This window comes from Pseudomonas sp. 21615526 (genome assembly GCF_013386245.1).
Lineage (GTDB): Bacteria > Pseudomonadota > Gammaproteobacteria > Pseudomonadales > Pseudomonadaceae > Aquipseudomonas.
In genome coordinates this window covers 50,231-73,656 of the sequence record NZ_JACAOM010000028.1, presented here as the reverse complement: position 1 = coordinate 73,656, position 23,426 = coordinate 50,231, and the positions used below count along the sequence as shown (strand labels likewise).

The window sequence follows — 23,426 nt, the reverse complement described above, 5'->3', positions numbered from 1 at the left end:
TCTCGCGCCCTATTTCTTGGCTTCCGGGGCGTAGGTAGCTGTCAATTGGAGTCCCACTGAATGGCCCGTATTGCAGGCGTTAACATTCCAGATAACAAGCACACTGTTATCTCGCTGACCTACATCTATGGTGTTGGTCGCACTACTGCGCAGAAAATTTGCGCAGATACTGGGGTAAACCCAGCCGCAAAGATCAAGGATCTGAGCGACGAGCAGATTGAGCTGTTGCGTGGCGAAGTGGCGAAGTTCACCACTGAAGGTGACCTGCGTCGCGAAATCAACATGAAAATCAAGCGTTTGATGGACCTCGGTTGCTACCGTGGTCTGCGTCATCGTCGTGGTCTTCCAGTACGCGGTCAGCGTACCAAGACTAACGCGCGTACCCGTAAAGGTCCGCGTAAGCCGATCCGCAAGTAATCGCCCACGCGAATCGACAGGAAATTAATCATGGCAAAACCTGCTGCTCGTCCTCGTAAAAAAGTTAAAAAGACAGTGGTTGATGGCATCGCCCACATCCATGCATCTTTTAACAACACAATCGTGACCATCACCGACCGTCAAGGTAACGCGCTTTCTTGGGCTACCTCCGGTGGTTCGGGTTTCCGCGGTTCCCGCAAGTCCACCCCGTTTGCTGCTCAAGTAGCTGCTGAACGTGCTGGTCAAGCTGCGCTGGAATATGGCCTGAAAAACCTCGACGTCAACGTCAAAGGTCCAGGTCCAGGTCGTGAGTCTGCTGTCCGTGCATTGAACGGCTGTGGCTATAAGATCGCCAGCATCACCGACGTGACGCCAATCCCGCACAACGGGTGCCGTCCGCCGAAGAAGCGCCGCGTGTAATCCAGGAGATTGTAAAGAATGGCTCGTTACATTGGTCCAAAATGCAAACTCGCTCGTCGTGAAGGCACCGATCTCTTTCTGAAGAGCGGCGTGCGCGCGATCGAATCGAAGTGCAACATTGAAGCAGCACCTGGTATCCACGGCCAACGCCGCGGTCGCCAGTCCGACTACGGCACCCAACTGCGTGAAAAGCAGAAGGTCCGTCGTATCTACGGCGTTCTCGAGCGTCAGTTCAGCGGCTACTACAAAGAAGCTGCTGGCAAGAAAGGTGCAACCGGTGAAAACCTGCTGCAACTGCTCGAATGCCGTCTGGACAACGTTGTATACCGTATGGGCTTTGGTTCGACTCGTGCCGAATCCCGTCAGCTGGTATCGCACAAATCCGTCAGCGTAAACGGCCAAACCGTTAACGTCCCGTCGTACCAGGTTCGTGCTGGTGACGTGGTCGCGATTCGCGAGAAAGCAAAAAATCAACTTCGCATTGTCCAAGCTCTCGATCTGTGTGCCCAACGTGGCCGCGTAGAATGGGTAGAAGTAGACACTGAGAAGAAGTCGGGCGTTTTCAAGAACGTTCCTGCTCGCAGTGATCTGTCCGCCGACATCAACGAAAGCCTGATTGTCGAGCTCTACTCCAAGTAAGGGCTAGAAAATAGGTGCATCCATGCAGATTTCGGTAAATGAGTTCCTGACACCCCGTCACATTGATGTGCAGGTTGTCAGTCCAACCCGCGCCAAGATCACTCTCGAGCCTCTCGAGCGTGGTTTTGGCCACACCCTGGGCAACGCGCTGCGCCGCATCCTGTTGTCCTCAATGCCCGGCTGTGCAGTAGTCGAGGCCGAGATTGACGGTGTGCTCCACGAGTACAGCGCCATCGAAGGTGTACAGGAAGACGTAATTGAAATCCTGTTGAACCTTAAAGGTCTGGCTATCAAGCTGCACGGCCGTGACGAAGTTACGCTGACCTTGTCGAAGAAGGGTTCGGGGGTGGTTACCGCTGCCGATATTCAGCTGGATCATGATGTCGAGATCGTTAATCCCGATCACGTAATCGCTAACCTGGCGTCTAACGGCGCCCTGAACATGAAGCTCACCGTAGCTCGTGGTCGTGGTTATGAACCGGCCGACTCGCGTCAGAGCGATGAAGACGAAAGCCGCAGCATTGGTCGCTTGCAGCTCGACTCTTCGTTCAGCCCGGTTCGCCGTATCGCATACGTGGTGGAAAACGCCCGTGTCGAACAGCGTACTAACCTGGACAAGCTGGTTATTGATCTGGAAACCAACGGTACTCTGGATCCTGAAGAGGCTATCCGCCGCGCTGCAACCATTCTGCAACAGCAGTTGGCTGCGTTCGTCGACCTCAAGGGTGACAGCGAACCAGTGGTAATCGAGCAGGAAGACGAGATCGATCCGATCCTGCTTCGCCCGGTTGACGATCTGGAACTGACTGTACGTTCGGCTAACTGCCTTAAGGCGGAAAACATTTACTACATCGGTGATCTGATTCAGCGCACCGAAGTAGAACTGTTGAAGACTCCGAACCTGGGCAAGAAATCCTTGACTGAAATCAAGGACGTTCTGGCCTCCCGCGGTCTGTCCCTCGGCATGCGCCTCGACAACTGGCCGCCTGCAAGTCTTAAGAAGGACGACAAGGCGACTGCCTGATCGTCGTAATCACCGAACGTGAGTTTGGTAAGGAATGAACCATGCGTCATCGTAAAAGTGGTCGTCACCTGAGCCGTACCAGCTCGCACCGTAAGGCTATGTTCCAGAACATGGCGGTGTCGCTGTTCGAGCACGAGCTGATCAAAACTACACTGCCGAAAGCTAAAGAACTGCGTCGCGTTGCTGAGCCGCTGATTACTTTGGCCAAGACAGACAGCCTGGCTAACCGCCGTCTGGCTTTCGACCGTACTCGTTCGAAAGCTATCGTTGGTAAGCTCTTCAACGACCTGGGCAAGCGTTACGCTACCCGTGAGGGTGGCTACCTGCGCATCCTCAAGTGCGGTTTCCGCGCTGGTGACAACGCGCCTATGGCGTACGTTGAGCTGATCGATCGTCCAGTTGGCGGTGAAGCTGTATCCGCTGAGTAAGACGTCAGTCTGTAACGAAGAACCGGGCCTAGTGCCCGGTTTTTTGTGCGCGTTGAAAACTGGAATTACCTCGAGCGAATACACGTTCAGCCCGTGCAGCTACTTCTGATATCCGTTCGGATGGATCGTTAGTTAATTTCTATCGGTGGGTATGATTTAATAAATTTGATGGTGTCATCTTCCTGATCAATAATCGCTCCAAGCCGATTAGCCGGCAGTTCCAAGACTGACCTGAGGAAGATTGAGCATGAGCCAGAATAAAACCCTTACTACCGCCAGCGGCGCACCTGTCGCGGATAACCAGAATTCCCGTTCCGCCGGTCCACGCGGCCCGCTGCTGCTCGACGACTTTCACCTGATCGAGAAGCTCGCTCACTTCAACCGTGAAAACATTCCTGAGCGTCGTGTACACGCCAAAGGCTCGGGCGCTTACGGTACCTTCACCGTCACTCAAGACATCACGCAGTACACCAGCGCCAAGCTGTTCGATTCTGTGGGCAAGCAAACTCCGACTTTCCTGCGCTTCTCCACGGTGGGTGGCGAGCGTGGTTCGGCTGATACTGAGCGCGACCCGCGTGGTTTCGCGTTGAAGTTCTACACCGAAGAAGGCAACTGGGACATCGTTGGTAACAACACCCCGGTGTTCTTCATCCGCGACCCGCTGAAGTTTCCCGACTTTATCCACACCCAAAAGCGCCTGCCGCAAAGCAACCTGAAAAGTGCACAGATGATGTGGGACTTCTGGTCGCACTCCCCTGAGGCGCTGCACCAGGTCACCATCCTGTTTTCGGACCGTGGCATCCCGGACGGCTACCGTCACATGCACGGCTTCGGCAGTCACACCTACAGCTTGATTAACGCCAAAGGCGAGCGCCACTGGGTGAAGTGGCACTACAAGACCAAGCAAGGTATCAAGAACCTGGCGCCGGCTGACGCTGCACGCCTGGCCGGTACCGACCCTGATTACGCTCAGCGCGATCTGTTCGGTGCTATTGAGCGTGGTGACTTCCCGAAATGGCGCGTGTGCATTCAGATCATGACTGAGGCCCAGGCCAACGCTCACTACGAAAACCCGTTCGACGTGACCAAGACCTGGTCGCAGAAAGAGTTCCCGCTGATCGAAGTGGGTGAGCTGGAACTGAACCGCAACCCGCTGAACTACTTCGCTGAAGTTGAACAGGCGGCTTTCGGTCCAAGCAACATGGTCCCGGGTGTTGGCCTGTCGCCAGACCGCATGCTGCAAGGGCGCGTGTTCGCTTACGCCGATGCCCATCGCTACCGCGTAGGTACCAATCACCAGCAACTGCCGGTGAATGCGCCACGCAGCCCGGTCAACAGCTACCAGCGTGATGGTTCGATGGCATTCGGCTCCAATGGTGGTGCGGCCCCCAATTACGAGCCAAACAGCTACGCCGATGCGGCGAAGCAGGCTCCTCAGTACGCCGAGCCAGCCTTGGCCCTGAGCGGTGCGGCTGATCGTTACGATCACCGCGAAGATACCGACTACTACAGCCATGCCGGTGCGCTGTTCCGCCTGATGAACGATGAGCAGAAAGCCCTGCTGATCAACAATATCGCCGGCGCAATGGCGGGTGTTTCCAGCGACGTGGTGCAGCGCCAGTTGCAGTACTTCTTCAAGGCCGACCCGGCTTATGGAGAAGGGATCGCATCTGCACTGGGTGTATCGCTTAACTGACTCTAAACGATAAGCAGAACCGCCCTCATTTGGGCGGTTTTTGCGTTATTTAAGCTACTTTTCACCGGAAATCTTCACTTTTCTGCCGTTGGTCCCGTGACCTCCGGGTCATCATGGTTCAAACTACAGACTTTCAAGCAGGGAGATGTAGGGCGATGCAAGGTCACCCCGACGTAATCGATTACCTCAACACGTTGCTGACGGGCGAACTGGCAGCTCGTGACCAATATTTCATTCACTCGCGGATGTACGAAGACTGGGGCTTTACCGAGCTCTACGAGCGTATCAACCATGAAATGGAAGAAGAGGCACAGCACGCCGACGCACTGATGCGCCGTATCCTGATGCTCGAAGGCACGCCCCGTATGCGTCCCGACGACCTGGATACCGGCACCACGGTGCCTGAGATGCTCGCCAGCGACTTGCGCCTTGAGTACAAGGTCCGTGCCGCGCTCTGCAAGGGCATTGAGCTCTGCGAGCAGCACAACGACTACGTCACGCGGGAAATCCTGCGGGTGCAGTTGAATGACACCGAAGAGGATCACACCTACTGGCTGGAAAAGCAGTTGGGCCTGATCAAGCTGATTGGCCTGGAGAATTACCTGCAATCGCAGTTCTGATTCCTCCAGCTACTAAAAAGCCCCTGTCACTTACACGGTGACAGGGGCTTTTTCGTGGGGCTGAACAATCAGTCCTTGTCGCGAGCCAGCAGAGGCTTGAGGTAGAAGCCAGTGTGAGACTGCTTCATCTCCGAGACTTGCTCCGGTGTGCCGACCGCAATGATCTGCCCACCTTTGGAACCGCCTTCCGGCCCCAGGTCCACCAGCCAGTCGGCGGTCTTGATCACATCCAGATTGTGCTCGATCACTACCACCGTGTTGCCGTGGTCACGCAGGCGATGCAGCACATCCAGCAATTGCTGGATATCCGCGAAGTGCAGGCCTGTGGTCGGCTCGTCGAGGATGTACAGCGTCTTGCCGGTATCACGCTTGGACAGCTCGCGAGACAGCTTGACCCGCTGGGCCTCGCCACCCGACAGCGTCGTCGCCGACTGACCCAGCTTGATGTACGACAGGCCAACATCCATCAGTGTCTGCAGCTTGCGCGCCAGGGCCGGTACCGCGTCGAAGAACACCCGCGCTTCCTCGATCGTCATCTCGAGGGTTTCGTGGATGCTCTTGCCCTTGTACTTGATCTCCAGGGTTTCGCGGTTGTAGCGCTTGCTCTTGCACACGTCGCACGGCACGTAGATGTCCGGCAGGAAGTGCATCTCCACCTTGATCAAGCCATCGCCCTGGCACGCTTCGCAGCGGCCGCCCTTGACGTTGAACGAGAACCGGCCAGGCCCGTAGCCACGGGAGCGCGATTCCGGCACGCCGGCGAACAGCTCGCGAATCGGCGTGAACAGCCCGGTGTAGGTCGCCGGGTTGGAGCGCGGTGTGCGGCCAATCGGGCTTTGGTCGATATCGACCACCTTGTCCAGGTGTTCCAGGCCCTTGATGCTGTCGTGAGCGGCGGCTTCCAGGGTGGTCGCGCCGTTCAGTGCAGTGGCACTCAACGGGAACAGCGTGTTGTTGATCAGCGTTGATTTGCCCGAACCGGATACACCGGTCACACAGGTCAGCAGGCCCAGCGGGATCTCCAGGTCGACATTGCGCAGGTTGTTGCCACGCGCGCCCTTGAGGTGCAGTGCCATCTTCTTGTTGCGCGGGGTGCGTTTGGCCGGTACGGCGATCTTCACGCGACCCGACAGGTACTTACCGGTCAGCGAGTCAGGATGCGCCATCACTTCAGCCGGCGTGCCCTCGGCGACAATATGCCCACCGTGAACGCCCGCTCCCGGGCCGATATCGACCACATAATCGGCCAGGCGAATCGCGTCTTCATCGTGCTCGACCACGATCACCGTATTGCCGATGTCCCGCAGGTGCTTCAGCGTGCCCAGCAAGCGGTCGTTGTCCCGTTGATGCAAGCCAATCGACGGTTCATCGAGGATGTACAACACGCCCACCAGGCCGGCACCGATCTGGCTGGCCAAGCGAATCCGCTGGGCTTCACCGCCGGAAAGCGTGTCGGCACTGCGGTCCAGCGACAGGTAGTCCAGGCCCACGTTGACCAGGAACTGCAGCCGTTCACGAATCTCCTTGAGGATCTTGTCGGCAATTTCCCCGCGGCGGCCCGTCAGTTTCAGCGTGCCGAAGTATTCGCAGGCATCGCCAATCGGCAGGTTGGTCACTGCCGGCAGGGTCTTCTCGCCAACCCACACATGCCGCGCCTCACGGCGCAGGCGTGTGCCACGGCAATCCGGGCAAGGCTGGGTGCTGAGGAACTTGGCCAGCTCCTCGCGCACGCTGGCGGACTCTGTCTCGCGGTAGCGCCGCTCCAGGTTCGGCACGATGCCTTCGAACGGGTGCGAGCGTTTGACGATATCGCCACGGTCATTCAAATACTTGAAGTCGACGTTCTGCGAACCGCTGCCATGCAGGATGAATTTCTGCTGTTCGGCGGGCAGTTCGTTGAACGGCACTTCCAGGCTGAACTTGTAGTGCGAAGCCAACGACCCCAGCATCTGGAAGTAATAGACGTTACGCCTGTCCCAGCCACGTATCGCACCCTCCGCCAGTGTGAGGTCACCGTTGACCAGGCGCTTGATGTCGAAGAATTGCTTAACCCCCAGGCCATCACAGGTCGGGCAAGCGCCGGCCGGGTTGTTGAAGGAAAACAGCTTCGGTTCCAGCTCGCTGATGGCATGGCCGCAGATCGGGCAGGCGAAGCGCGCGGAGAAGATGATTTCTTCCCCGGGTTCGTCGTCCATCGGCGCCACCAGGGCAATGCCGTCTGCCAGCTTCAGCGCGGTCTCGAAAGACTCCGCCAGGCGCTGCTGCAAATCGGCACGCACCTTGAAACGGTCGACGACCACATCAATCGAGTGCTTCTTCTGTTTATCCAGCTTCGGCGCTTCGTCCAGCTCGTAGAGCTTGCCGTTGATGCGGGCACGCACGAAACCCTGGGCACGCAGTTCTTCAAAGACCGAAAGGTGTTCACCCTTGCGCTCGCGAATCACCGGTGCCAGCAGCATCAGCTTGGCGCCCTCCGGCTGGGCCAGCACCAGGTCGACCATCTGGCTGACGGTCTGGGCTTCCAGGGGAATGTCGTGGTCCGGGCAGCGGGGAATACCCACGCGGGCATACAGCAGGCGCAGGTAGTCGTAGATCTCGGTGATGGTGCCCACGGTGGAACGCGGGTTGTGGGAGGTGGATTTCTGTTCGATGGAAATCGCAGGCGACAGGCCTTCAATGGTGTCGACGTCGGGCTTTTCCATCATCGACAGGAACTGGCGGGCATAGGCCGACAGGGATTCCACGTAGCGGCGCTGGCCTTCGGCGTACAGCGTGTCAAACGCCAGGGACGACTTGCCGGACCCGGACAAGCCGGTGATGACGATCAGTTTGTCCCGTGGCAGGGTCAGGTCGATGTTCTTCAGGTTGTGGGTTCGAGCCCCACGAATCAGGATCTTGTCCAAGATGGCCTCGCACGGCGGGCGTAAATAATGCAGGAGTATACGGCTAAAGACTGGATGAATATACACTGTCAAAGTGCCGGGTGCAGCCTTACATGAAAGCTGCGCGGCAAAGCGCCGCATATACCCTCTCAATCGATGGGACTGGTAGAATCGCCGCCGGTTCACACGAGGTTTATCCATGCACGATCCCCACAGCGAACGCATGAGTGGCAGCGAGACCCGCGCAGCAAGCGGTCTGGCCCTGGTGTTCGCATTCCGTATGCTTGGCATGTTTATGGTGTTGCCGGTGCTGGCAACCTATGGAATGGATCTCGCAGGAGCGACCCCGGCCCTGATCGGCCTGGCGATTGGCGCCTATGGCCTGACCCAGGCGCTGTTTCAGATTCCGTTCGGCGTCATTTCCGACCGCATCGGCCGCCGGCCGGTGATCTACCTCGGCCTGATCGTCTTCGCCCTGGGCAGTGTGCTTGCGGCCAATGCCGATTCGATCTGGGGCGTGATCGCCGGACGCGTCCTGCAAGGCGCCGGCGCGATTTCCGCCGCCGTCATGGCACTGCTCTCCGACCTGACCCGCGAACAACACCGTACCAAGGCCATGGCCATGATCGGCATGACCATCGGTCTTTCGTTCGCCGTGGCGATGGTAGTTGGCCCGCTGCTGACCCGCGCGTTCGGCTTGCACGGCCTGTTCCTGGCGACGGGTGGCATGGCGCTGTTCGGCATCGTGATTGTCGCCTTCATGGTTCCGCATTCCACGGGGCCGTTGCAGCACCGTGAGTCGGGCGTCGCCAAGCAGGCATTGCTGCCGACACTCAAGCACCCGGACCTGTTGCGCCTGGATTTGGGTATCTTCGTATTACACGCAATGCTGATGTGCAGCTTCGTCGCCTTGCCCCTGGCCCTGGTACAAAAAGCCGGGCTGCCCAAGGAGCAGCACTGGTGGGTGTACCTGACCGCGCTGCTGATTTCGTTCTTCGCCATGATCCCGTTCATCATCTACGGCGAGAAGAAACGCAAAATGAAACGAGTTCTGCTGGGCGCCGTCGCGACATTGATGCTCACTGAGCTATTCTTCTGGCAGTTCGGCGACAGCCTGCGGGCGCTGGTGATCGGCACGGTGGTGTTCTTCACCGCGTTCAACCTGCTGGAGGCTTCACTGCCTTCGCTGATCAGTAAGGTTTCACCGGCCGGCGGCAAAGGCACGGCGATGGGCGTGTATTCCACCAGCCAGTTCCTCGGTTCTGCACTGGGCGGGATCATGGGTGGCTGGATGTTCCAGCATGGCGGTTTGTCGGTTGTGTTCCTGGGATGCGCAGGTCTGGCTGCCCTCTGGCTAGCCTTTGCTGTTACCATGCGCGAACCTCCCTATGTGACGAGCCTGCGCTTGCCGTTATCGCCCGAAGCGATCCGCGAAGCCGGTCTGGTCGAGCGCCTTACGGCCGTTGTTGGGGTTACGGATGCTGTGGTTGTTACTGAAGAAGCCGCCATCTACATCAAATTGGACACCGAATTATTGGATCGCGCGACGCTCGAGCAACTGGTCAACCCAGTGCCGACAGCGCGCCCAGCCTAGGAGAACGTTATGGCCCGTGGGGTTAACAAAGTCATATTGGTCGGTACATGCGGCCAGGATCCCGAAGTTCGCTACTTGCCGAACGGTAACGCCGTGACCAACCTGAGTCTGGCGACCAGCGAGCAGTGGACCGACAAGCAAACCGGCCAGAAGGTCGAGAAAACCGAATGGCACCGTGTGTCGATGTTCGGCAAGGTTGCGGAGATCGCCGGTGAATACCTGCGCAAAGGTTCGCAGGTCTACATCGAAGGCAAGCTGCAAACCCGCGAGTGGGAAAAAGACGGCATCAAGCGTTACACCACTGAAATCGTGGTCGACATGCAAGGCACCATGCAACTGCTGGGCGGCCGTCCACAGGGCGACCAACAGGGCCAGGGCGGCATGTCCAACTCGGCACCGCGTCCACAGCAGCAGTCCCGTCCGCAGCCAACCCAGCAGCCACAGCGTGAGTCGCGTCCAGCGCCACAGCAGGCCGCTCCTCAGCCGGCAGCCGACTTCGACAGCTTTGATGACGATATTCCGTTCTAAGGTCGCTTGAGACCCAGAACTGTCGCGTAACACCTGAAACCCCCCGGTGGCCTTGGCCCCGGGGGTTTTTCATTGCGGACACGGCAATCCGCTAAACGTCAGTAGAAGCGGCGCTCACCACCAACTCCCGAAACCTCTCCAATACCGACGACGTATCACCTACCCGGGTAGCCAGGTGCAACGGCGCCACCAGGCTCCGGCACTCCGAAAGCTCGCGATAAACAATCCCGTCGCCCCGCAACCGTTGCATTGAGGCAGGCACAATCGAAACCCCAAGCCCCGCAGCCACCAGACTCAACGTCGCCGTCATGCGCGGCGCCTCTTGCACAACCTGCGGGCTGAAACCCGCTTCTCGACACGCCACCAGAATCGCGTCATACAACCCAAGCCCCACCCGGCGGCGATACAGCACAAACGCCTCGGTGGCCAATGCCGCCAATGGCAGCGGCGTCGACGGGTTGATAGCCAGTGGATGATCGGTAGGCAGCGCCAGCAACATTGGCTCTACCAGAATTGGCTGGTCCTGCAACGCCTGCGTCCCGCTCAGCGGCGAGCGAATGAACGCCGCGTCGAGCTTTTCGTGCAGCAACGCGTCCAGCAGTTCACCGGTACCGGCTTCTTCCAGTACCACTGAAACGCCGACAAAGGTTTCTCGAAACAGGCGTAGCACGCTGGGTACAAACGGATGCAAGGCGGCAGAGCTGGTGAAACCAATCGCCAGGCGTCCGCGTTCACCTCGGGCAGCGCGGCGCACAATGTCGGCCACACCATCGACGCTGGCCAAGATATGCCGCGCCTCTTCCAGCAAGGCCAGCCCCGCAGTGGTCGGGCGCACGCCTCGTGGCAGGCGCTCCATCAGCACCACACCCAACTCGGCTTCAAGACTTTGCAACAGGCGAGTCAGCGGCGGTTGCTGCATGCCCAGTCGTTCTGCCGCGCGGGTGATATAGCCTTCTTCGGCAATCGCGACGAAGGCCCTGAGCTGCCTGAGCTCCAGCATAGGAATACTTTTCAGGTATGGGAGATGATCAATCGTGGCATTTGTTCTCATGGATCACAAGATTTAGGCTGTCCTCACTCCTCACAGAAGAAGGAATGCCGCAATGACCTGGTCAGCCAAGCAATACTCGATGTTCGAACAACAGCGCACTCGTCCCGTCCGGGATCTGGTAGCGGCCATCCCTGAGGGTGATGTGCGCACCGCCGTCGACCTGGGTTGCGGCCCGGGCAATTCGACTGAAGTCCTGGCTGATCGCTTTCCGCAGGCAGTGGTCACCGGCATGGACAGCTCTGATGACATGCTGGTGGACGCCCGCAAGCGCCTGCCCGCGTTGAACTTCGAATTGGCTGATATCGGCGCCTGGAACCCTGTGCAGAAATTCGACGTCATCCTCGCCAATGCATCGCTGCAATGGCTGCCTGATCACGCCACGCTGTATCCGCATTTAGTCAATCAACTGACCTCCGGCGGCACCCTGGCGGTGCAGACGCCCGACAATCTTGACGAGCCGGCCCACAAGCTGGCGCGGGAAGTCGCGGCGGACGGCCCGTGGGCCGCAAAGATCGGCAGCGTCAAACACAATGAACGCCATACCGCGAGCTACTACTTTGAGTTGCTGAGCCAACACTGTTCCACCGTGGATGTATGGCGCACCACTTACCACCATCCGCTGGCAGGTTCTGCCGCGGTGGTGGAGTGGTTCAAGGGGTCGGCATTGCGTCCGTTCCTGGCGCCCCTGACCGAGTCAGAAAGGAACGCCTTCCTCGACGAGTACCTGGCGCGGATCACCAAGGCTTATCCAGCGCTGGCCGATGGCACTGTGTTGCTGCCGTTTCCGCGCCTGTTCATCATCGCTACCCGGTAAGCGCGGAGAAGGTCAATCGGCGGACAAGAACTGTTCCGCCGATACCACGCTCGCATAAGCAAACCCCAGCGACGACATAAACGCCGCATGCACCTGGGCTGCCGGCACGACGCTGCCATTGAATTCCAGGTCCCGCGTGGCGCAGGCATCGTGGATCACGGTCACGCTGTAGCCCAGGTCCGACGCGGCGCGCACCACGCCGTCGATGCACATATGGCTCATGCTGCCCACCACCACCAGTTCGGTGATGCTGCGTTGTTCCAGCAGGGCCCGCAGGTTGGTTTCGCGGAACGCATTGACGAAATGCTTGAGCACCACGGGCTCGTCGGCCTGGTTCAGCACCCTGGGGTGCAGGTGTGCACCTTCCGAGCCCGGGGTGAAGAAGGGGGCATCGTCGGAGGTGAATTCGTGGCGTACGTGAATCACCGTATCGCCTGCCTGGCGAAATGCCTGTAGCACTTGCTGCGCCTTGTCTGCCGCCGCGTCCACTCCGTCTAGCGGCCACTTGCCCTGGGGGAAGTAGTCGTTCTGGATATCGATTAGGATGAGCGCTTGCTTGGCCATGTTGGTTTCCTTGTGAGGGTTGATGCGTCCAGTATCCTGGCTGGCGTGACGCCTGGGGATTGGCCGCACCGACAATAACAGAGGGAAAACTGACAATGGCGATCGTCGAACTCGGCGTGCTGATCTACAGCGGTGCGCAAATGGCCGCCGTGCATGGCTTGACCGACCTGTTCGCGGTCGCCAACCGGATTGCGACCGAGCATCAGTCGGAGCAACTGCCGTCCCTGCGCATCAGCCATTGGCAGGCTGAAACAGGCGGTGCGCCGACCCGTGTATTCGATAGCGAGCCCGGTAGCGGGGATAGGTTGACGGCCTTGCTGATTCCACCCTCCATTGCCGGCTTTTCCGAGGGCCAGGCGTCCGCCGAATTGCTGGATTGGCTGCGCCAGCAACATCGCTCCGGGACCATTCTGGGCGGCGTGTGCGTAGGTTCGATCCTGATGGCGGAAAGCGGCCTGTTGGACGGTCGCAGCGCCACCACGCACTGGACGTCGGCGAAAACCTTCGCCGCCCGTTATCCGGCGATTCGCCTGGAAGCCGACAAACCCATCGTCGACGACGGCGACTTGATCACCACCGCCGGCCTCATGGCCTGGTCCGAATTGGGCCTGCGCCTGGTGGACCGTTTGCTCGGCCCGAGCATCGCTGCCAGCACCGCGCGTTTCCTGGTGATCGAACACAGTGACAGCGCCAGTGAGTGCGGCAGTAACTTTGCGCCGATCCTTGCCCATGGCGACGCTGCGATTCTCAAGGTGCAACATTGGCTGCAGGCCAGCGGTGCGGTGGATGTTTCGTTGGCTGCCATGGCGCAGGAGGCGGGACTTGAGGAACGCACCTTCCTGCGACGGTTCCGCGCCGCCACCGGTTTGAAACCCACCGAATATTGCCAGCACCTGCGTGTCGGCAAGGCGCGCCAGATGCTCGAGTTCACCAACGGCACCATTGATCACATCGCCTGGACCGTGGGGTATCAGGACCCCGGCGCCTTCCGCGCCACCTTCAAGAAAATCACCGGGCTGGCGCCAAGTGATTACCGCAGCCGTTTCGGCGTGACGCCCTCCAAGGCGCAAGCCTGAATCGTGCAGAACGCCGCGACACCTTGAGCATTTCGTGCAGAATAAAACAGGCCAAGTGCTATCGCTTTTCCCGCAACTGATTGATTCCCCGCGCGTTTAAACAAACGCCGCCTTGGCTTGATCCCTGCTACCTTTTCCTTACACACATGGCAGCAGAGCCAAGGGGGACGCATGACCCCGACAAATCGCAAAAAAATCGTGGTGGCGCATTCAATCCGTCCGCAAGCGCCATTGCACGAAGTGGAGACCAACCGCGCCCTGGCCCGTTGGCTGGCGCACGTCCTTGGGCTCAAATATGGCGGCAGCTATAACCCTGAGCTGCACAGTGGGCGCGACCTCTATCTATTGCCCACTCAGACGCTGGTCGGCGCGGCCCAGGCGCGGCAATTCGGCGTCAAAGGCCCTGAGGATTTGTGGGGCGGCTACGTCGATCACGATTTCATCTGCACCAAGGCCATCAGCCACGGTTTGCTGAATAAAAACGCGGTTGCGCCCGAAGGCTGGTCGCCGCTGTTTTCCGAGCGCATCCGCAATGTGGTGCTGGATGGGTTGAGTGTGCACGCCCTGGCAGATGCGCGGCCGGCGGCGACCCATTTGCTGTACACCGGCCCGATCCGTCTCAAGCCCGTGCATGCCTGCGCCGGTCGCGGCCAGGAAGTGATCCGCAGCCTCGACGAGTTCGATGCCATCCTCGCGCGCCCTGATGCGGCGCAATTGTTCAGCGACGGCGTGGTGCTGGAGCAGGACCTGCGCGACGTGGTCACCCACAGTGTCGGCCAGAGCTTTATCGGCGATCACGTCATCAGCTACTGCGGCGATCAATACCTGACCCGGGACGGGCAGGGCGAAGAGGTCTATGGTGGTTCCAACCTGTTGGTGGTCCAGGGCTACTACGAAGACCTGCTCAAGCTCGACCTGCCCGCTGACGTGCGCCTGGCCATCCAGCAAGCGCAGGTCTTCGATAACGCGGCGGATGAGGCCTATCCCGGGTTCTACGCCTCGCGGCGCAATTACGACATCGCCCAGGGCCTGGACAGCGACGGCCAACGCCGCAGCGGCGTGCTCGAGCAATCCTGGCGCATGGGCGGGGCCAGCAGCGCGGAAGTCGCGGCGCTGCAAAGCTTCGTCAACAACCCCGGGCTGCGGGCGATTTATGTCTCGTCGGTAGAAACCTACGTCGACCAGCCACTGCCGGCTGACGCGATCGAGGTGTACCGGGGCCCGGCAGAAAACAGCGACTTTCTTCTCAAGTACGTGACGGTCAAATCCTATGACGGCTAGAAGCGAAACCATTGCCATTGATATCGACGACGAACAGATGAGCGGGACCTTCCTCAGTCCCAAATCGAAAGTACCGGGGGTGTTGTTTGTGCACGGCTGGGGCGGGAGCCAGGAGCGTGACCTGGAACGCGCCAAGGGTATCGCCGGGCTCGGTTGTGTATGCCTTACATTCGACCTGCGCGGCCATGCCGGCAACGGCATTCCGTTATCCCGCGTCACCCGCGAAGACAACCTGCGCGACCTGCTCGCGGCCTACGACCGCCTGTTGTCACACCCGGCCATCGACACCTCGGCGGTGGCGGTGGTGGGCACCAGCTACGGCGGTTACCTGGCCGCCATCCTCACTTCGCTGCGCCCCGTGCGCTGGCTGGCTTTGCGGGTGCCGGCGCTGTACCGCGACCAGGAATGGCTCAAGCCCAAGCGCGACCTCGATAAAGCCGACCTGATGGATTATCGCGGCACCTTTGTGCACGCCGAAACCAATCGCGCCCTGCATGCTTGCGCGGCGTTTACCGGTGATGTGTTGATCGTGGAGTCGGAGACCGACGACCACGTGCCCCACGCCACCATCATGAGCTACCGCGCCGCCTGCCAGCAGACGCATTCGCTGACTCACCGGATTATCGACGGTGCGGATCATTCCCTGAGTGATCCGGTTTCCCAGCAGGCCTACACCTCGATCCTGGTGGACTGGATTACCGAGATGGTGGTGGGCGAGCGCTTGAGCATCATCCAGTCGTAGGCGTTTTCTTCACGCGCAATGCCTTGGCCTTGGCTTCGACCGCGAGGTACATCACCAGGGCCACCAGCAGCGGCAGGATGAAGTAGATTGCGCGGTAGGCGATCAGCCCCGCGAGCAGACTGCCGCGGGACGCTTCGTGCTGCAGCAAGGCAATGAAGACAGCCTCCAGCACACCAAGCCCCGCCGGGATGTGTGTGACCACTCCGGCAATGCTGCTGATCAGCAACACCCCGAGCACCACGGGGTAATCCAGCTGCTTGGGCAGCAGGGTAAAAATCACTGCTGCCATCAGCGACCAGTTCAGCGCGCCGAGCGCCAACTGCAACACTGCCATGCGCAGCGACGGCAGGCTGATTTCAATCCCGCGTATCGACCATGCGCGCTTTTTCGACAAGCGACAGGCCAGCAGGTAACCCAGGCTCGCCATTACCAACAGCACGCCGACGCCTTGCAACGCACCGCTGCTGAGCTTCCACCCCGGCGGCAATGTCACCAGCCCGCTGCTGAATACCGCGCCGGCGATCGCCATGTAGCCGAACCAGTTGGTGGCCAGGCTCAAGCCGAGGATCTTCGCGATGTTCCCGCTGCTCACCCCGAGTCGGGAATACAACCGATAGCGCATGGCGATGCCCCCAACCCACGCGCTCAGGTTGAGGTTGAACGCATAGCTGATGATGCCCACCGGCAAAATCTGCTTCCAGCCCAACGGCTGGCGGATGTAGGTGCGGCCGATCAGGTCGAAGCACGAATACACCAGGAAACTGCACAGGGTCAGCGCACCCGCGATGAGCAGCGTGCGCAGCTTGAAGTCGCCCAGGGTGTCGAGCACTTCGCTCCAGTCGATACGCCGGGCGAGCAGGGTGAACAACACGATCAGCACCAGGAAAAACACCACCGTCAGCGGTTTTTTCCAGCGTTTCAAGAAGCCGGGGCGAGCGCTTTCTTCAGCGATGCGAGCTTGGGTCATGATCCGCACGCTCCTCAAGAACGAAGGGTTTCAACCTCGGCTTGTGGGCCGGCAACCAGCCGGTCCACGACGGAAAATGCCGCAGCACATGGAACACCACGAAACCCACGGTCACCCGCCAGAACCAGCCGCGAGGCGCGCGGTTTTCCGGCATGGTCTTGCAGTGGTTCTGGCTCAGATATTCCAGGCGCTCGAACAACTGCTGGTTGAAGGCACGATCACGAACCAGCACATTCGCCTCCAGGTTCAGCGACAGGCTCAGCGGGTCGAGATTGCTCGAACCCACCGTGCTCCACTCTTCATCCACCAGCGCCACCTTGCCGTGCAACGGACGCTGGCAGTACTCGTGGATCACCACGCCTTCCTTGAGCAAATAGTCATAGAGCATGCGTGCCGCCAGCTTGGCCAGCAGCACATCCGGCTGGCCCTGCATGATCAACTGCACGTGCACGCCGCGCCGCGCGGCATTACGAATTTCCCGCAGCAGGCGGTAGCCGGGAAAGAAATAGGCGTTGGCGATCACCACCCGCCGCTCGGCCTTGCGCAGGGCGTGCAGGTAGGCCTCTTCGATATCGGTACGGTGTTGCAGATTGTCCCGGTAGATCAGCCGTACCAGGCCATCGCCTTCGCCGGCAGCCCATGGCGACGGGCGTTGCTCGCGCCGCCAGCCGCGCCGCTTGCGCACACGCCGGCCACTTTGTGCGAGGGCGAAATGATGCAGGTCGGCGACTGCCGGGCCCTGCACCTGCACGGCATAATCCTGCTTGGCCTCGGGGCCGAAATCCCCCAGGTGATCCGCCGAGAAATTGATCCCGCCGATAAACGCCACACTGGCATCCACCACCACAATCTTGCGGTGCAAGCGGCGAAACCAGTTGGTGCGAAAACCCAATGTCTTGCTCGCCGGGTCGAACATCTGCACGGTCACGCCGGCCTGGCTCAATTCGCTGAGAAACCCCGGTGTCAGCTCGCCACAACCAAAGCCATCGAGGCTGGCGACGACCTTGACGCCACGCTGCGCCGCCTCGATCAAAATGCCTTTGAGCTCGTGGCCGACCTTGTCTTCGAAAAGGATAAAGGTCTCCAGCAAGATCTCCCGCTGGGCCTGGCGCATCGCCTCGAACACTTTGGGAAAGTAGGCCTCGCCGTTCTCCAGCAACTCGATCTGGTTACCGCTCTGCCAGCCGTAATCCAGGTCCCGGGCCACGGCATCGTCCGGCGGTTGGTCGGTCGCGATGTGTTCCACCGCGACCTTTTCCAGTGGTGCGCTGTTCATAGCTCGATCTCCACCGACAGCGGCGCATGGTCCGACAAGTGTGACCACGGGCGGCTGGTCAGGACTTGGGGCTGATGCACCTTGAGGTTGCGCACATAGATGCGGTCCAGCGGCAGCAGCGGCAGGCGCGCCGGGAAGGTGCGGGCCGGCTTGCCGTGGGTTTCGATAAACACTTCCCGCAGCCCGCAGTGGGCGAGATCGGCGCGCTGGCGCCAGTCATTGAAATCACCGGCGACAATCACCGGCGCGTCGGCGGGAATCTCGGCGACCCGCTGCGCGATCAGGCGCAGTTGCTGCTGGCGATGGACTTCCCGCAGCCCCAGGTGCACGCAGATGGCATGCACGTCCTGCACGTTGCCCGGCAAGCGCAGCACGCAATGCAGCAGCCCGCGACTTTCGTGGCCGCTCTGGGAGATGTCGAGATTGTCGTAGCGGATGATCTGGAATTTCGACAGCAACGCATTACCGTGGTCGCCATGGGGATACACCGCGTTGCGACCGTAGGCGTATTGCGGCCAGATACTGTCGGCGAGGAACTCGTATTGCGGCATGCTCGGCCAGTTACTGTAGCGCTTGGGGTGGCGTTCATGGGTGCCGTGGATTTCCTGAAGGAACACCACGTCGGCGGCCACACTGCGAATCGCCTCCCGCAACTCGGGCAATATGAAGCGCCGGTTGAGCGCGGTGAAGCCCTTGTGGGTATTGACCGTCAGCACCCTGAAGCGGGTGATGGTTTCGGTGGGCGTGGTTGGCATCAGTTCCGGATGGGTCATGGCAACACTCCCGTGTCCGGCAACTTGCCGGGTTCGGTGGCCAGTGCCTGGTCCAGGCCAAAACGCTGCAGTAATTGGCGCGCATCGAAGGGTGCGCGCACCTTGATGTCGTTATCGAAGTAGCAAAACACCTCGCGCTGCTTGCGGGCGCGGGGTTTGTGCTTCGGGTCGATCAACTGTGCATCGGCGGGTTGTTTGCCGTGGCTCCAGCGTTCGATGCGATCGCCCCAGCGCTTGAGCGCTTCGGACGTATAGCCGCTGGCATACAGCGCTTTGTCCCCATGCAGACGCAGGTACACAAAGTTGGCCGTGACGTCTTCCAGGTACGGCCACTTGCCGGCTGTGTCCGCCACCACCAGGGCCACGCCGTGCTTGTCGAGCATCTCGACAAACTCCGGCACGGCGAAACTCTTGTGGCGAATCTCCACCGCATGGCGCAGCGGCTTTTTACCGTGGGCTTGCAGGCTCGCCTTGCCGTTCAGGCGCGGCTCATGCTCGCGGGCGAGGGTGGCGGCCTGCTGGGTAGTAGTGGGTAATTCGGCGAGAAAGGCTTCAAACAACGGCGGGTCGAATTTGAAACTGGGCGGGAACTGCCAGAGGATCGGCCCGAGCTTTTCCTTGAGTTCCAGCACCCCGGAGGCGAAGAAATTCGCCATCGGCTTGTGCACCTCCCGCAGCCGCAGGATATGCGTGATATAGCGCGGCGCCTTGACGCTGAACACGAACCCTTCAGGCGTGTCGCCATACCACTCGGCATAGCGCTTGGGCGTTTGCAGCGCGTAGAACGAGCCGTTGATCTCGATGCTGTTGACCGCCCGTGAGGCAAACTGCAGCTCGCGCTTCTGGGTCAGGCCCTCGGGGTAGAAATCCCCCCGCCAGGGCGTGTAGCGCCAGCCGGAAATGCCGATATGAATCGCGGCCATGATGACTCCCGTGGGTTAACTGTGTGGTGACCTCCGTTTTTGGATGACTGTGAGGATCGGGAGAAAGTTTCGATGGTCCTACAGACGGCACCTCTCAAAATGTGGGAGCGGGCTTGCTCGCGAAGACGGTGGGTCAGTCGATATCTCTGTTGACTGACTTACCGCTTTCGCGAGCAAGCCCGCTCCCACATTGGGTTCTTTATCGCTGCGGGATCAGTGCCCGCCAACCACCCGGGTCGAACTTTCGGCATACACCGGCCCCAGCCGGTCAAGGCGCCCGCTCCAGGCCGTCAGCGCCAAGGCCACCAACACCACCGAGCCGCCAATCCACGCCGTGTGGATCAAGCCCATGTGGGCGACGATCATGCCGCCGGCCCACGCGCCACCGGCAATCCCCAGGTTGAACGCCGCGATGTTCAGGCCCGAGGCCACGTCCACCGCATTCGGCGTGTGATGTTCCGCCTGGCGCACCACATACACCTGCAAGCCCGGCACGTTGCCGAAAGCGACCGCGCCCCACACCAGCACAGTGGCCAGGGCCAGCCATGGGTTGCCTGCGGTAAAGGTCAGTACAAACAACACGGCAGCGAGCAGGGCAAAGATGATTTTCAGGGCGCTGATCGGGCCGCGTTTGTCGGCCAGCTTGCCGCCCCAGATATTACCGATGGCCACCGAGATGCCATACACCAGCAACACCAGGCTGACGGTGCCGGCGCTGAAGCCGGAGATGTCCTGAAGGATCGGCGCCAGGTAGGTGAACGCGATGAACGAGCCGCCGTAACCCACCGCCGTCATGGCGTACACCAGCAGCAGCCGTGGTTGTTTTAATACTTGCAGTTGTTGCAACAGTGACGCGGGTTTGCTGTGGGCGATGTTTTTCGGTACGTAGAGCAGGCTGCCGATAAACGCGATCAAGCCCAGGGCCGAGACGGCGAGGAAGGTTTCGCGCCAGCCGAAGTGCTGGCCGATAAACGTCCCCAGCGGCACACCGGTCACCAACGCCACGGTCAGGCCGGTAAACATGATGGCAATCGCACTGGCGGCTTTTTCCTTGGGCACCAGGCTTGTGGCGATCGTGGAGCCAATCGAGAAAAACACCCCGTGGGCCAGGCCGGTGACGATCCGTGCCAGTACCAGGGACTCATAACTCGGCGCTTGCCAGGCCAGCAGGTTGCCGAGGGTGAACAGCACCATCAGCGACAACAACAGCAGTTTGCGTGGCACTTTGCCGGTGAGGGCGGTGAGTACCGGCGCGCCGATGGCCACGCCCAGGGCGTAGAGGCTGACCAGCAGGCCGGCGGACGGCAAGTCGACACCCAGGTCGGCGCCGATGGTGGGTAACAGGCCAACGATGACGAACTCGGTCGTCCCGATGGCAAAAGCGCTGAGGGTCAGCGCGAGCAAGGCAATGGGCATGGCTGCAACTCCGGTGGGTTTCAATCAGGAGCGCAGTCTCGGGGTTCGGCTTGTGCGGAAAAAGACAGGTATTGGCATTTGATATTTGCCTGGGGCGCACGGATCGAAGTCTACGGGGAACGATCGGGCGTCAAACCCGTCAGTTCCTTACAGACCCTTCTGAAGGAGCCCGGTGTTTTGTTGAATTTAAAGACTGTGCTACTGCTCGGCACGCTGCTGTTCTGCGGCAGCGGCGCGCTGCAAGCGGCCACTGCCCCCGCGGCTCCAGCGCCTGCCGCCCCGGCCCAGCCGGAACTGTTGGTAGAAGGCGGCCTGCTCGGCGCCATCAGCTCCAGCATCGATGATGTGCAGGACAAACTCGACCTCAACCAGAACCTGGTGGACGCCTGGCGGCTGCGGGCCGACCGGGCGGCGGATGAGGTGGACAAGCTGGTCAACCAGCCGTCCGAACGTTCCTCGTGGAGCGTGGCTGGGGATTTCCTGTTGTTGTCCGGGGTGTGGATCGGCGCGTTCGCCGCGCTGACCCTGCTGGGGCGCTTTATCGTCAAGCGCCTGAGCCTGCAGCGGCATATCGCACCTCGCCAGCGCCTCCAGGCGTTGCTGGGTTACCTGATTCCCTACACGATACCGGCGCTTATCTGCCTGCCATTGACGCTCTACGTCAGCCACTTCCTGCCCACCTCGGTGGGCCGTGCGCTGGCGCTGTGTTTTGCCTACGCCACCAGCAGCGGCATTTTCTCCACCTCGATCCTGTTGTGCGTGATCGTCATGTTCAACGTCGGCCACAAGCGCCCGGCGGTGCAGATTATTCGGGACTACTGCCCCAAGCCGCTGTTCCTGATCGGCTTCCTTGCCGCCCTCAGCGATGCGTTGACCAGCCCACAGATCGCCCGCCAACTGGGGGGTAATATCACCGCCAGTGTCGCGATCTTCACCGGGCTGTTTGCCTCGGTGATCTTCGGCATGCTGGTGATTCGCCTGCGCCGTCCGGTGGCGCATTTGATCCGCAACCGGCCCCTGGCCCAGCGCCTGAAACACCCGGCGGTGCAGCAATCCCTGCGGGTGTTTTCCGGCCTGTGGTATTGGCCGATCCTGCTGATGGTGCTGGTGTCGGCGATCAACCTGATCGGCGCCGGCGACGACAGCCAGAAAGCCCTGCGCTGTGCGCTGTTCACCACGATCCTGCTGATCGGCACGGTGTTCCTCAGCACGGTGTTGCAGCACCTGTTCCAGTCCCGCAGCACGGTGGCGGTGCAGCGCAGCAGTGCCTACAAGGAACGTTTCCTCAGCCTGCTGCACGCGCTGTTGCGCATCGTGATGGCCATCGCCTTTATCGAAATCCTCGGGCGTATCTGGGGCGTTTCGCTGTTTGAGTTTGCCCAGCGCAACTCCGTGGGCCGGGCCATCAGTGATTCCCTGAGCAGCATCGGTTTGATCCTGCTGGTGACCTGGCTGTTCTGGGTGGTGCTCGACACGGCGATTCAGGAAGCATTGAAACCCCCGGTCAACAAACGTTCCAGCCGCCAGCCCAGCACGCGGGTGAAAACCATCCTGCCGCTGCTGCGCAACGCAGTGAAAATCGTCCTGGTGGTGATCTGCGCGATCACCACCATGGCCAACCTGGGGATCAACGTCGCACCGCTGCTGGCGGGTGCCGGGGTGGTGGGCCTGGCCATTGGTTTTGGCTCCCAGCAACTGGTGCAGGATGTAATCACCGGGCTGTTCATCATCATCGAAGACACCCTGTCGATTGGCGATTGGGTGGTGCTCGACTCCGGCCACGCCGGTACCGTCGAGGGGCTGACCATCCGCACCCTGCGCCTGCGGGACGGCAAGGGGTTTGTGCATTCGGTGCCGTTCGGGCAGATCAAGGCCGTCACCAACCAGTCGCGGCAATTCGCCTATGCGTTCTTCTCGGTGCAGTTCACCTACGACACCGATGTCGACAAGGCCGTGGAGCTGATTCGCGAGGCGGGACAGTCGATCCGCGACGACGTGTTCCTCAAGTACAACCTGCAAGGGCCGCTGGAGGTATTTGGCGTCGACAAGATGGACCTCAACGGCGTGGTGCTGACGGCGCAGTTCCGCACGGTGTCGGGTGGGCAATATGCGGTGAGCCGCGCGTTTAACCAGCGCTTGAAAAAGCTTGTGGATAACTGTGCCTTTGTTCATTTTGCGCAAACTTATCCACAGCAGGTGATGCTGCCGCAGCGGGTCGGGCAGCAGGTGGATGAGCCGGAGGAAGAAGTGCCTTCGTCGGTGGTGCTTACCGAGCAGCCAAGAACCCAATAGTTT

At 60.4% G+C, this 23,426-nt stretch carries 22 protein-coding genes; 14 read left to right on the top strand and 8 right to left on the bottom strand.

Annotation, left to right across the window (positions count from 1 at the left end; translation table 11 throughout):
* Positions 1 to 60 precede the first annotated feature (60 nt).
* The 7 genes from rpsM to bfr all read left to right on the top strand — a co-directional run bounded on the left by rpsM (position 61) and on the right by bfr (position 5,244).
* Entirely contained in the window at positions 61 to 417 is a 357-nt protein-coding gene (rpsM, locus tag HX786_RS09510) for a 30S ribosomal protein S13 (protein WP_003210063.1), read from the top strand.
* Positions 418 to 447: 30 nt separating this feature from the next.
* Positions 448 to 837 carry a 30S ribosomal protein S11 gene (rpsK, locus tag HX786_RS09505; RefSeq protein WP_002555466.1) on the top strand — a complete coding sequence of 130 codons (390 nt, stop codon included), beginning with the start codon at positions 448 to 450 and terminating at the stop codon, positions 835 to 837.
* Between the two features lie 18 nt (positions 838 to 855).
* Positions 856 to 1,476: a 30S ribosomal protein S4 gene (gene rpsD / locus HX786_RS09500; RefSeq protein ID WP_003210056.1), complete on the top strand. Its 621-nt coding sequence runs from the start codon at positions 856 to 858 to the stop codon at positions 1,474 to 1,476.
* 22 nt (positions 1,477 to 1,498) lie between these two features.
* Positions 1,499 to 2,500: a DNA-directed RNA polymerase subunit alpha gene (gene rpoA / locus HX786_RS09495; RefSeq protein WP_003176403.1), complete on the top strand. Its 1,002-nt coding sequence runs from the start codon at positions 1,499 to 1,501 to the stop codon at positions 2,498 to 2,500.
* Between the two features lie 41 nt (positions 2,501 to 2,541).
* A complete protein-coding gene (rplQ, locus tag HX786_RS09490) occupies positions 2,542 to 2,928 on the top strand; it encodes a 50S ribosomal protein L17 (protein WP_003210053.1) in 387 nt (128 codons plus the stop codon).
* A gap of 247 nt (positions 2,929 to 3,175) precedes the next feature.
* Positions 3,176 to 4,624 carry a catalase gene (locus HX786_RS09485; RefSeq protein WP_178911998.1) on the top strand — a complete coding sequence of 483 codons (1,449 nt, stop codon included), beginning with the start codon at positions 3,176 to 3,178 and terminating at the stop codon, positions 4,622 to 4,624.
* A gap of 155 nt (positions 4,625 to 4,779) precedes the next feature.
* Complete coding sequence (gene bfr / locus HX786_RS09480; protein ID WP_003210048.1) at positions 4,780 to 5,244, top strand: bacterioferritin; 465 nt, start codon at positions 4,780 to 4,782, stop codon at positions 5,242 to 5,244.
* 68 nt (positions 5,245 to 5,312) lie between these two features.
* On the opposite strand, the gene uvrA is transcribed toward bfr, so the two are convergent.
* On the bottom strand, positions 5,313 to 8,147 hold the full coding sequence (gene uvrA / locus HX786_RS09475) for an excinuclease ABC subunit UvrA (protein WP_003210046.1): 2,835 nt from the start codon (positions 8,145 to 8,147) through the stop codon (positions 5,313 to 5,315).
* A 178-nt stretch (positions 8,148 to 8,325) separates the two neighbouring features.
* Here uvrA and HX786_RS09470 point away from each other — a divergent pair, with 178 nt between their 5' ends.
* Both HX786_RS09470 and HX786_RS09465 read left to right on the top strand, forming a co-directional pair.
* Positions 8,326 to 9,720, top strand: a complete 1,395-nt coding sequence (locus HX786_RS09470) for an MFS transporter (protein ID WP_178911997.1) — start codon at positions 8,326 to 8,328, stop codon at positions 9,718 to 9,720.
* 9 nt (positions 9,721 to 9,729) lie between these two features.
* On the top strand, positions 9,730 to 10,248 hold the full coding sequence (locus HX786_RS09465; protein ID WP_003210042.1) for a single-stranded DNA-binding protein: 519 nt from the start codon (positions 9,730 to 9,732) through the stop codon (positions 10,246 to 10,248).
* A gap of 91 nt (positions 10,249 to 10,339) precedes the next feature.
* On the opposite strand, the gene HX786_RS09460 is transcribed toward HX786_RS09465, so the two are convergent.
* Positions 10,340 to 11,248, bottom strand: a complete 909-nt coding sequence (locus tag HX786_RS09460) for a LysR family transcriptional regulator (protein ID WP_177008886.1) — start codon at positions 11,246 to 11,248, stop codon at positions 10,340 to 10,342.
* 103 nt (positions 11,249 to 11,351) lie between these two features.
* Here HX786_RS09460 and tam point away from each other — a divergent pair, with 103 nt between their 5' ends.
* The gene (tam, locus tag HX786_RS09455; RefSeq protein WP_178911996.1) at positions 11,352 to 12,113 is read left to right on the top strand and encodes a trans-aconitate 2-methyltransferase; all 762 of its coding nucleotides are present in this window, start codon (positions 11,352 to 11,354) and stop codon (positions 12,111 to 12,113) included.
* 12 nt (positions 12,114 to 12,125) lie between these two features.
* On the opposite strand, the gene HX786_RS09450 is transcribed toward tam, so the two are convergent.
* Positions 12,126 to 12,677, bottom strand: a complete 552-nt coding sequence (locus HX786_RS09450; RefSeq protein WP_178911995.1) for a cysteine hydrolase family protein — start codon at positions 12,675 to 12,677, stop codon at positions 12,126 to 12,128.
* A gap of 95 nt (positions 12,678 to 12,772) precedes the next feature.
* Between HX786_RS09450 and HX786_RS09445 the strand changes: the two genes are divergently transcribed.
* The 3 genes from HX786_RS09445 to HX786_RS09435 all read left to right on the top strand — a co-directional run bounded on the left by HX786_RS09445 (position 12,773) and on the right by HX786_RS09435 (position 15,776).
* Positions 12,773 to 13,753 (top strand): GlxA family transcriptional regulator, encoded by a 981-nt coding sequence (locus tag HX786_RS09445; RefSeq protein ID WP_102605436.1) that lies wholly within the window; start codon positions 12,773 to 12,775, stop codon positions 13,751 to 13,753.
* Positions 13,754 to 13,924: 171 nt separating this feature from the next.
* On the top strand, positions 13,925 to 15,034 hold the full coding sequence (locus tag HX786_RS09440) for a DUF3182 family protein (protein ID WP_178911994.1): 1,110 nt from the start codon (positions 13,925 to 13,927) through the stop codon (positions 15,032 to 15,034).
* On the top strand, positions 15,024 to 15,776 hold the full coding sequence (locus HX786_RS09435) for a S9 family peptidase (RefSeq protein ID WP_003210032.1): 753 nt from the start codon (positions 15,024 to 15,026) through the stop codon (positions 15,774 to 15,776). Before HX786_RS09440 ends, HX786_RS09435 begins: the two co-directional genes overlap by 11 nt.
* On the opposite strand, the gene HX786_RS09430 is transcribed toward HX786_RS09435, so the two are convergent.
* The 5 genes from HX786_RS09430 to HX786_RS09410 form a co-directional block, all read right to left on the bottom strand.
* Positions 15,763 to 16,743 (bottom strand): lysylphosphatidylglycerol synthase domain-containing protein, encoded by a 981-nt coding sequence (locus HX786_RS09430; protein WP_102605438.1) that lies wholly within the window; start codon positions 16,741 to 16,743, stop codon positions 15,763 to 15,765. The genes HX786_RS09435 and HX786_RS09430 overlap by 14 nt on opposite strands.
* Positions 16,721 to 18,019 (bottom strand): cardiolipin synthase ClsB, encoded by a 1,299-nt coding sequence (gene clsB / locus HX786_RS09425; RefSeq protein ID WP_003210028.1) that lies wholly within the window; start codon positions 18,017 to 18,019, stop codon positions 16,721 to 16,723. Before clsB ends, HX786_RS09430 begins: the two co-directional genes overlap by 23 nt.
* Complete coding sequence (locus HX786_RS09420) at positions 18,016 to 18,792, bottom strand: endonuclease/exonuclease/phosphatase family protein (RefSeq protein WP_003210026.1); 777 nt, start codon at positions 18,790 to 18,792, stop codon at positions 18,016 to 18,018. The genes clsB and HX786_RS09420 overlap by 4 nt, the downstream gene beginning before the upstream one ends.
* A complete protein-coding gene (locus HX786_RS09415) occupies positions 18,789 to 19,715 on the bottom strand; it encodes a DUF72 domain-containing protein (RefSeq protein WP_178911993.1) in 927 nt (308 codons plus the stop codon). Before HX786_RS09415 ends, HX786_RS09420 begins: the two co-directional genes overlap by 4 nt.
* Before the next feature lie 213 nt (positions 19,716 to 19,928).
* Entirely contained in the window at positions 19,929 to 21,131 is a 1,203-nt protein-coding gene (locus HX786_RS09410) for an MFS transporter (RefSeq protein WP_177035943.1), read from the bottom strand.
* A gap of 177 nt (positions 21,132 to 21,308) precedes the next feature.
* Here HX786_RS09410 and HX786_RS09405 point away from each other — a divergent pair, with 177 nt between their 5' ends.
* Positions 21,309 to 23,423, top strand: coding sequence for a mechanosensitive ion channel family protein (locus HX786_RS09405; protein ID WP_178911992.1), 2,115 nt, complete (start codon positions 21,309 to 21,311; stop codon positions 23,421 to 23,423).
* Positions 23,424 to 23,426: the final 3 nt, after the last annotated feature.

Bases quoted from the DNA above. Each gene is read 5' to 3' on its own strand.
- rpsM (WP_003210063.1), top strand. From the start codon at position 61: ATGGCCCGTATTGCAGGCGTTAACATTCCAGATAACAAGCACACTGTT.
- rpsK (WP_002555466.1), top strand. From the start codon at position 448: ATGGCAAAACCTGCTGCTCGTCCTCGTAAAAAAGTTAAAAAGACAGTG.
- rpsD (WP_003210056.1), top strand. From the start codon at position 856: ATGGCTCGTTACATTGGTCCAAAATGCAAACTCGCTCGTCGTGAAGGC.
- rpoA (WP_003176403.1), top strand. From the start codon at position 1,499: ATGCAGATTTCGGTAAATGAGTTCCTGACACCCCGTCACATTGATGTG.
- rplQ (WP_003210053.1), top strand. From the start codon at position 2,542: ATGCGTCATCGTAAAAGTGGTCGTCACCTGAGCCGTACCAGCTCGCAC.
- HX786_RS09485 (WP_178911998.1), top strand. From the start codon at position 3,176: ATGAGCCAGAATAAAACCCTTACTACCGCCAGCGGCGCACCTGTCGCG.
- bfr (WP_003210048.1), top strand. From the start codon at position 4,780: ATGCAAGGTCACCCCGACGTAATCGATTACCTCAACACGTTGCTGACG.
- HX786_RS09470 (WP_178911997.1), top strand. From the start codon at position 8,326: ATGCACGATCCCCACAGCGAACGCATGAGTGGCAGCGAGACCCGCGCA.
- HX786_RS09465 (WP_003210042.1), top strand. From the start codon at position 9,730: ATGGCCCGTGGGGTTAACAAAGTCATATTGGTCGGTACATGCGGCCAG.
- HX786_RS09460 (WP_177008886.1), bottom strand. From the start codon at position 11,248: ATGCTGGAGCTCAGGCAGCTCAGGGCCTTCGTCGCGATTGCCGAAGAA.
- tam (WP_178911996.1), top strand. From the start codon at position 11,352: ATGACCTGGTCAGCCAAGCAATACTCGATGTTCGAACAACAGCGCACT.
- HX786_RS09450 (WP_178911995.1), bottom strand. From the start codon at position 12,677: ATGGCCAAGCAAGCGCTCATCCTAATCGATATCCAGAACGACTACTTC.
- HX786_RS09445 (WP_102605436.1), top strand. From the start codon at position 12,773: ATGGCGATCGTCGAACTCGGCGTGCTGATCTACAGCGGTGCGCAAATG.
- HX786_RS09440 (WP_178911994.1), top strand. From the start codon at position 13,925: ATGACCCCGACAAATCGCAAAAAAATCGTGGTGGCGCATTCAATCCGT.
- HX786_RS09435 (WP_003210032.1), top strand. From the start codon at position 15,024: ATGACGGCTAGAAGCGAAACCATTGCCATTGATATCGACGACGAACAG.
- HX786_RS09430 (WP_102605438.1), bottom strand. From the start codon at position 16,743: ATGACCCAAGCTCGCATCGCTGAAGAAAGCGCTCGCCCCGGCTTCTTG.
- clsB (WP_003210028.1), bottom strand. From the start codon at position 18,019: ATGAACAGCGCACCACTGGAAAAGGTCGCGGTGGAACACATCGCGACC.
- HX786_RS09420 (WP_003210026.1), bottom strand. From the start codon at position 18,792: ATGACCCATCCGGAACTGATGCCAACCACGCCCACCGAAACCATCACC.
- HX786_RS09415 (WP_178911993.1), bottom strand. From the start codon at position 19,715: ATGGCCGCGATTCATATCGGCATTTCCGGCTGGCGCTACACGCCCTGG.
- HX786_RS09410 (WP_177035943.1), bottom strand. From the start codon at position 21,131: ATGCCCATTGCCTTGCTCGCGCTGACCCTCAGCGCTTTTGCCATCGGG.